The sequence below is a fragment of the Streptomyces sp. CNQ085 genome, assembly GCF_022614595.1.
Classification (GTDB): Bacteria; Actinomycetota; Actinomycetes; order Streptomycetales; family Streptomycetaceae; genus Streptomyces.
On sequence record NZ_JAJFAU010000200.1, the window covers coordinates 1 to 6,757 of the forward strand.

4 protein-coding genes are annotated in these 6,757 nt (G+C 73.0%); 3 read left to right on the forward strand and 1 reads right to left on the reverse strand.

Features of this window, described 5'->3' with window-relative positions; genetic code table 11:
• Window positions 1-95: 95 nt before the first annotated feature.
• From LJ221_RS23810 to LJ221_RS22500, 3 genes are all read left to right on the forward strand, one after another.
• Complete coding sequence (locus tag LJ221_RS23810; protein WP_241718541.1) at window positions 96-2,012, forward strand: MarR family transcriptional regulator; 1,917 nt, start codon at window positions 96-98, stop codon at window positions 2,010-2,012.
• A complete protein-coding gene (locus tag LJ221_RS22495) occupies window positions 2,009-2,890 on the forward strand; it encodes a hypothetical protein (protein ID WP_241718542.1) in 882 nt (293 codons plus the stop codon). The genes LJ221_RS23810 and LJ221_RS22495 overlap by 4 nt, the downstream gene beginning before the upstream one ends.
• Window positions 2,891-3,462: 572 nt before the next feature.
• A complete protein-coding gene (locus LJ221_RS22500) occupies window positions 3,463-4,659 on the forward strand; it encodes a hypothetical protein (RefSeq protein WP_241718543.1) in 1,197 nt (398 codons plus the stop codon).
• A 1,296-nt stretch (window positions 4,660-5,955) separates the two neighbouring features.
• Here the strand turns inward: LJ221_RS22500 and LJ221_RS22505 are convergent.
• Complete coding sequence (locus LJ221_RS22505) at window positions 5,956-6,684, reverse strand: GntR family transcriptional regulator (RefSeq protein WP_241718544.1); 729 nt, start codon at window positions 6,682-6,684, stop codon at window positions 5,956-5,958.
• Between the last annotated feature and the right edge of the window lie 73 nt (window positions 6,685-6,757).

Sequence of the window (6,757 nt, forward strand, 5' to 3'; positions counted from 1 at the left end):
GGAAACCGGGGGGCGGAAACCGGCACAAAACAGGCGGGCCGAACCCGCTGCGCCACAGCAGGCCCGGCCCTGATCCACGCCACCTTGGAGGACACGTGGACCGCACCGAAGCATGGAGCAAGATCGCAGGAGGAACCAAGACGGCGCGGCTCAACACCGCCCGTGCACTCGACTCCGTGGCGCCCCTGTGCGCCCCCCTGGCGGCCCGGTGGGACGCCGAGGCGGACCGTCGCCGGAAGCTCCGGACGCCGGAGAACCTCAAGAAGTTGATGGAGGCTCAGCGCAACCACACGTCGGCTCGGGCGCTGGCTGCCCGTGCGCGGACGGACCTGACGCGGGCCCGGAAGGACTCGCGCAACCCGCTGAGTGCCGGGCGCCGTGCGGCGGCCACGGCGAACCGCGCGGCGAAAAAGGGCCAGAAGTCGGCGCGGGCCGGTCTGTCGGCGGCGCGTCGGGAGTACCCGGCCACGCTCGGTGCGGTGGCCACGGCCGCGCACGCCGGGCACACGCTTCCGGCCGGAATCGCCACCTGGGCGATGGCGTCGCCGTGGCCGGTGGCGACGTCGGCCGCGCTCATCGCGGGCAACGCGGCGGCGGTCCTGGTCGGGCGCCGGTCGGTCACGGCCGCCGTGCCGGACGACCTGACGGCGGAGGAGCGGCGGTTGGTCGAGCGGCTGGACCCGTCGTACTGGGTGCAGCACGCGGAGGAGCGCGGGCTGGCGGGTACGGTGCCGTCCCCGGCGGAGCTGACCCCGGCCGGTCTGGTCACGCAGGTGCGGCTTGACGGCCGGTGGAAGCCGTCCAGCTTCCGCGCCAAGCACGAGGAGATCCGGGCGATGCTCGGAGCCCGGACCGACCTCCGCATGGAGATCAAGCCGGGCAGCCACGGCGACCGCGCCACGATCACGCTGCGGACCCGCAGCGCGGCCGACGGCGTGGAGCTGACCGGCTGGACGCCGGGCGCCCCGTGGGGCGTCGACACGGTGACCGGTGAGCCGGTCATGGTCCCGCTGGGCCGCCGCATGCTGATCGCCGGTACGTCCGGCTCCGGCAAGTCCTGGTCGACCCGCGCCCTGCTGGCCGAGGCGTCGGAGACCGAGGACCACCGCCTGGTCGTCATCGACCCCAAGCGGGTGGAGGCGCTGAACTGGGAACACCGGGCCCTCACGGCGGTGCGTGCGGACGACGTGCTGAGCGTCTCGGACCTCCTGGTCGTGGAGATGCACGAGCGGCTGGAGGAGATCCCGCGCGGCCGGGACACGATCGCGGTGACCCCGGCCCGTCCCCGGATCACGGTGTTCGTGGACGAGGGCGCCGAAGTGATCTCCATGGCGCGGGAGAAGGGTCACGGCCGGATCATGGACAACTTCCGCACGCTCGCCCGGATGGCGCGGGCGGCGGAGATCATCCTGATCTGGGCCACGCAGAAGCCGACCATGGACAAGAACGGCGGCATCGACCCGCAGATCAGCGCTCAGATCACCTACCGGGCCGCGCTCGCGCTCAGCACCTCCAGTGAGTCCCGGGTGGTGTTCGGTGAGGACGCGACGGAACGGGGCTGGCACGCGCACGACTTGCCCATGCCGGGCGTCGCGCTGCTGAGGTCCGGGCCGAAGGTGGCGCCGCACCCGATCCGTACGCGGGCGTTCTCCCCGGCCGACGTGATCGCCCTGCCCGACCGGCCGATCTGGCACCGGCAGACGGCTGCCGCCCCGGCTCCGGTCCCGGTGCCGGCCGAATCGGCGCGGCCCGCGCTGAGGCTGGTCAAGGACGCGGGCGGAGGGGGTGCGGCACCGCCCGCGGCTTCGGTGCCCGCGCCCCGGTCGGACGCCGAGTCGGCCGTCCTCGACGCGGTGCGCGCCGGGGCGGTTCGGCAGAAGGACGTCGTCACGGCGTCCGGGCTCGCCAAGGGCACGGTGTCCAAGACGGTCGCGAGGTTGGTCGAGCGCGGCGAGCTGGTCCGCGCCGAGGACGGCTCGCTGAGCATCGCGGCCGGGGAGGTGTCGGCATGACGCGCATCGCTCACGCCCTGACGCTCGCCGCGATGGGCGCCACGGCTGGCGCCCTGGCGTCCTGGCTGCCGGTGTGGTGGCTCGGCGTCCTGGTCGCGCTCGTCCTCGATGGCGCCTGGTGGACGGCCGCTCAGTACGAGTCCCGGATGCGGGACGCCGGGGCGGACACCCGGCCGGTCACCCGCCTCACGTGGGGGATCGCGGCCCTGTCGACCGTGCTCCTGGTCGTGCACGCGGTCGAGACGGCGAGCGTCGCGTGGGGCGCCGTGGCGGTCCTCCCGCTGGTGTCCCGCGCGCTCACCTGGGTGCACTCCCTGTGGGAGGGCACCGAGCTGACCCCCCAGGCGCTGGAGGAGATCCGCACGCACCGCCAGGAGCAGCGCGACCGGGTGGCCATCGACCGGGCCCGGCTGCGGGCCGAGACCGACGCGGAGCGGGCCCGGCTGGCGGAGGTCTCCACCGCCGCCGAGGCGCTCGCCACGGAGCGGGCCGCCGCGCTCGACCGGGTGTCCCGCGCGCGGGACCTCACCGAGGGTTCGCGGTCGCTGGCCGACGTGCCGCAGGGCTGGACCCTCACCCGGGACACCGGCGCGGCCGAGGTGTCCCCCACCCCCCGCCCGGAGCTCCCGCCGGCACCCGCATCCCCGCAGGTCATCTGCGGGGGACACCTCCCCATCCCCCCTGTCCCCCCGCGCCCGAGGCTCGACACCGACGACGCCCGCGTCGTCATCGAGCGGGCATGGCGGGACGGCCTGAGCATCCGTGAGGCCGCACGGGTGTCCACCCGGTCCGCCTCCCACGTCCAGCGCGTCTACGCCCGCCTCGACGACCAGCAGCCCATCCCCGGACAGACCGAGCTGGACGGGATCGCCGCCTGACGACACGACAGCGCCCCGCCGGTATCCGGCGGGGCGCTGCCCTTCACTCTGATCACGGGGTGACACGATCACCCCACAAAGAGCACAAGCCCCGGGCTGGACCCCCAGGGCTTGCCGCTCCCCGACCTCGCCAAACCGAGACGGAGAACGTTGCTGTGACAAGCGTACAGAGCGATGCCGCTGCCGCATCAGCACGCGGCCCCCGGTGCACCGGCCCCGGCTGCGGCAAGCCGATCGTGCACATCCCCGGCAAGCGCCCCAAGATCTACTGCTCCGAGGCGTGCAAGAAGCGGGCGAAGCGGGCAATTGCCCGAAACGCCGAAACCACCACAAAGGGTGCGGGGCAGGACCGGCCCGAGCCAAAAAGGGACGCGGGCTTCAGTAGTAAGGGAAAATCTCCGTCCGCCGCAGGTCAGAGCGTTGCGGCGGAAGCTGCGAAGCCCAAAAACGGACAGCCGAAGAAGGACCCGCGCGACGAACGGTTCGCTCGGCGCGACCGCCATCAGACGGTGGCGCTCGGGGAGGCGTTCCGCGCGTGCGGCAACCGGCTTACGGGCAAGGCGGCGACGCTGATGGCGGCAGCCGGTGAGGCGGCCATCACGGGCGTCTGCCGGTGCAACAACGTCCACCTGTGCGCCTGGTGCGGAGCGCGCATCCTGGCGGTCCGGGCGGCGAACGCGCAGGCGATGGCGGACGGCCTGGCGGCGGCCGGGTACGGGCTGCACCTCGGTACGTCCACGCTGCGGCACTTCCCCCGAATGCCGTTCGGCTCGAACCGGAAGGGCGAGCGGTTCGGCCTGGTCTCCGTCCTCCACGACGGCTGGCGCGGGGCCTACGGGTCCGCTGGGCGGCCGTGGCGGCGACTGCGGGCGGACTTCGGCGTGATCGGCTACGAACGGGCCTACGAAGACACCTGGGGCCCGGAAACGGGCTTCCACCTGCACTGGCACACGCTGTGGGTCACGGAAGCGCCGCTCGACGCGGACGCCCAACTCGCGTTCCGCCGGGCCATCGCCAAGGCATGGGCGGACGGCGTGCGCAACGCGGGCGGCTACGAGGTGAGCCAGACATGCGACCGGCCCGACTGCTCGTGCGGCGGGGAGGGGCACGGCACCGACCTGCGCTCGCTCAACAGCGGCGAAGAGGGCGAGACGGCCCGCTACCTGTACAAGGACGGCGACAAGGGCACGGCCAAGATCGGCCTTGAGCTGTCCCGCCAGGACCTCAAGGAAGGCCGGTCCGGCCGCCTCGGGCCGTGGCAGCTCGGCGACGCGGCGGCCGAGGAACTGGCCGCGTCCGGCGTGCCGGGCATCTTCACCGAGAAGTACCGCGAGCGTGAGCGCGGCATCTTCGGCGTGCGGAAGCAGTACCGCACGCAGGGCCTCAACGCCCTGGTGAAGCTGCTGGAGATCCCGCAGGACGAGCGGACCGAGGACGAGATCACCGACGAGTCCGGCGGCCTGGTCCCAATCCTGGTCATCCCGTCCGGCACTTGGTACCGGCACGTTGCCCGCGTGCCCGGCCGCCGCCTCGACCTCGTGAAGGTGGCGGAGGCACACGGAATCGGCGGGGTCCGGCTGCTGATCGAGTCCTGGGGCCTGCGGTGGGGCATCGACGTCTTCGACCCGCCCACCGAGGACGAGCCGACCACCCAGGCCGGGGAGGACACAGCCGCGCCCCGAGCCGCAGACCTGCTCGCCCAACCCGCCGCCCGGACCTTCGCGGAACACGTCCACCGAGCCCGCCGCCGCAAGACCGCCAACGCGTAACTGACCCCAGTACGCACTAACTCGCTCCCCCCGTCTGCTGCTCCACCTGCCCCGCCCTGACCAGCTCCCGGAGACACCACGGAGACCACACCCACCCAGAGGGACGAAGGGTGGGTGTGGTCTCCGTGGTGACGACGGATCAGAGCTGGTCAGGGCGGGGCAGCCCGTACGCCCCGGCGTACGGGCTGCGTACGGGCGAACGTACGGGCTGCCCCGGTGCCGGCCACTCACCCGAACCGGACGCGTAATGCAAGAGGTGTGACCGTGACGATCTTGGCGACAACCGCCGGTTGTCGGTCACGTGCTCGTGCTCCTGGTCGTGCTCGACGTCGTGCAGCTGCTCGACGTCGGCGGCCGTGGGATCGGTGATGCAAGGGTGTGCGCCATGAGACGAGAGATCCCCCGTGACGGGGAGGGGCGGCGGTTGTGCGAGCACTGCCTCACGCCGGTGCCGGAGTCGCTGGGCACGAAGCCGCGCCGGTACTGCGGCCGGTCGTGTCGGCAGCGTGCGTACGAGGTGCGGCGGCAGCGTGAGGCGGTCGAGCTGGCGGTGGCGGTGCGCGAGTCGATGCGGCGCCAGGGCCTCGACCCCGACGCTCCGCCGGACCTGACCCGAGGAACGTCACGTGACGTTCGCCGAGTTCCGCCCCCTGCAACGTCACGTGACGATGCGGAGTCCGCTGGTCAGCTCGCGTTTCCGGTGGGCGGTGAACCGAGCGGCGGCGCGGACTAGGCGACGGCGTGCCCGGCGGGTTCGCGCGGCAGCGTGGGCAGTGACGGTCGGGGCCGACGTCCTGGTCGTGGTCCTCGACCCCGGCCGCCCCCGCGAGTAGTCCGGCGGCGGGCCAGTGCGTCACCGGCGGGCGGCCAGGGCAGGCCCGCGTAGCGGGTGAGCGCCACGCCCGCCACGACGGTGCGGCCGTCCGGCACGGTGGCGCGGTCCCTGCGCCCGTGTGGCACCGGGCCGCACCGGGTGCCGGCCTTTTCGGCGGCCGATCCCGGTGGGGGACGGGCACCCCCTCCCCCGTAGCCAGCCTCCCCTGAGGACCCCGTGCCGGGCGGCAGTCGGCAGCGGCGGTGCCACGTAAACCGCCTAGCGTGGCCGCCAGGGGCCACAGACGGCCGTCTGAGCGCCTGTCAGGGGCGGGGTGGACTCATGGCCTTGGGCCACGGGGTGAGGGCCGCAGACGGCCGTACAGCTAGGTACGCGGAAAACCGCTGCGGGCCGAGGCGGAGTTGGCTGTGCAAAGACGAAGGCCCCGCCGGATACCGGCGGGGCCTTGCAGTGGGGCAGGGTCACGAGTGGTGGACGCGCCACCGCCCGGCGGGGGCTACGGACTCGCCAACCTCGATCAGGTCGCCCTGGGCGTCCACGTAGACGTTCCGGGACAGGGACACGGGTGCGCCGGTGGTGATGCCGAGTGCCTGTGCCTGCTCCTCCGATGCTGCGGCGGCGGTCGTCGCTTCCTCGGAGGCGACTGCCCGGCGGCCGGTCGCTGCCTCGATGGCGGACGGCGTGCCGCCGATGATCCGGTCGCGGACCAGCAGGGCGGGCACAGCGTCGGCGAGTTCGCGGGCGAACCAGCTCGTTGACGCGCTGACGGGCTGGTCCTCGGAGTTGTGGGTGATCCGCTGTCGGCGGACGGCCTGCCCGCCCGCCTCGATGTCGAGGAGATCCGCGACCCACTCCGGGGGTTCGGACAGGTCGGCGCCGGTGATGACGGCGTACTCGCCGTCGGCGTAGATCCGGCCCGTGGTCAGGGCCGCTTCCAGGCGGTCGGCCGCCGTGCGGTGCAGGGTCCGGTGAGTGCTGACCGTGGTGGCCGCTCCCTGCCGGGCTTCGGCCAGTCCCTCCGCCTTGAGCGTGCGGTGCACCTTCTGCGCGGTGGCGGTCGAGATGCCGTACTCGGTCGCCAGGTCGCGGACCGACGGCAGCTTGTCGCCGTGCTTCAGGTCCCCGCTCACGATCTTCTGCTTCAGCTCCGCGACCACCTGGAGGTACGGCGGAGTGCGCTCTAGGGACATGCCCGGCTCCTTCTGTAGTAGGTGTGCTATTCGCTATCACAGTGTACGCCTTGACACAGCAACTGTGCTACCA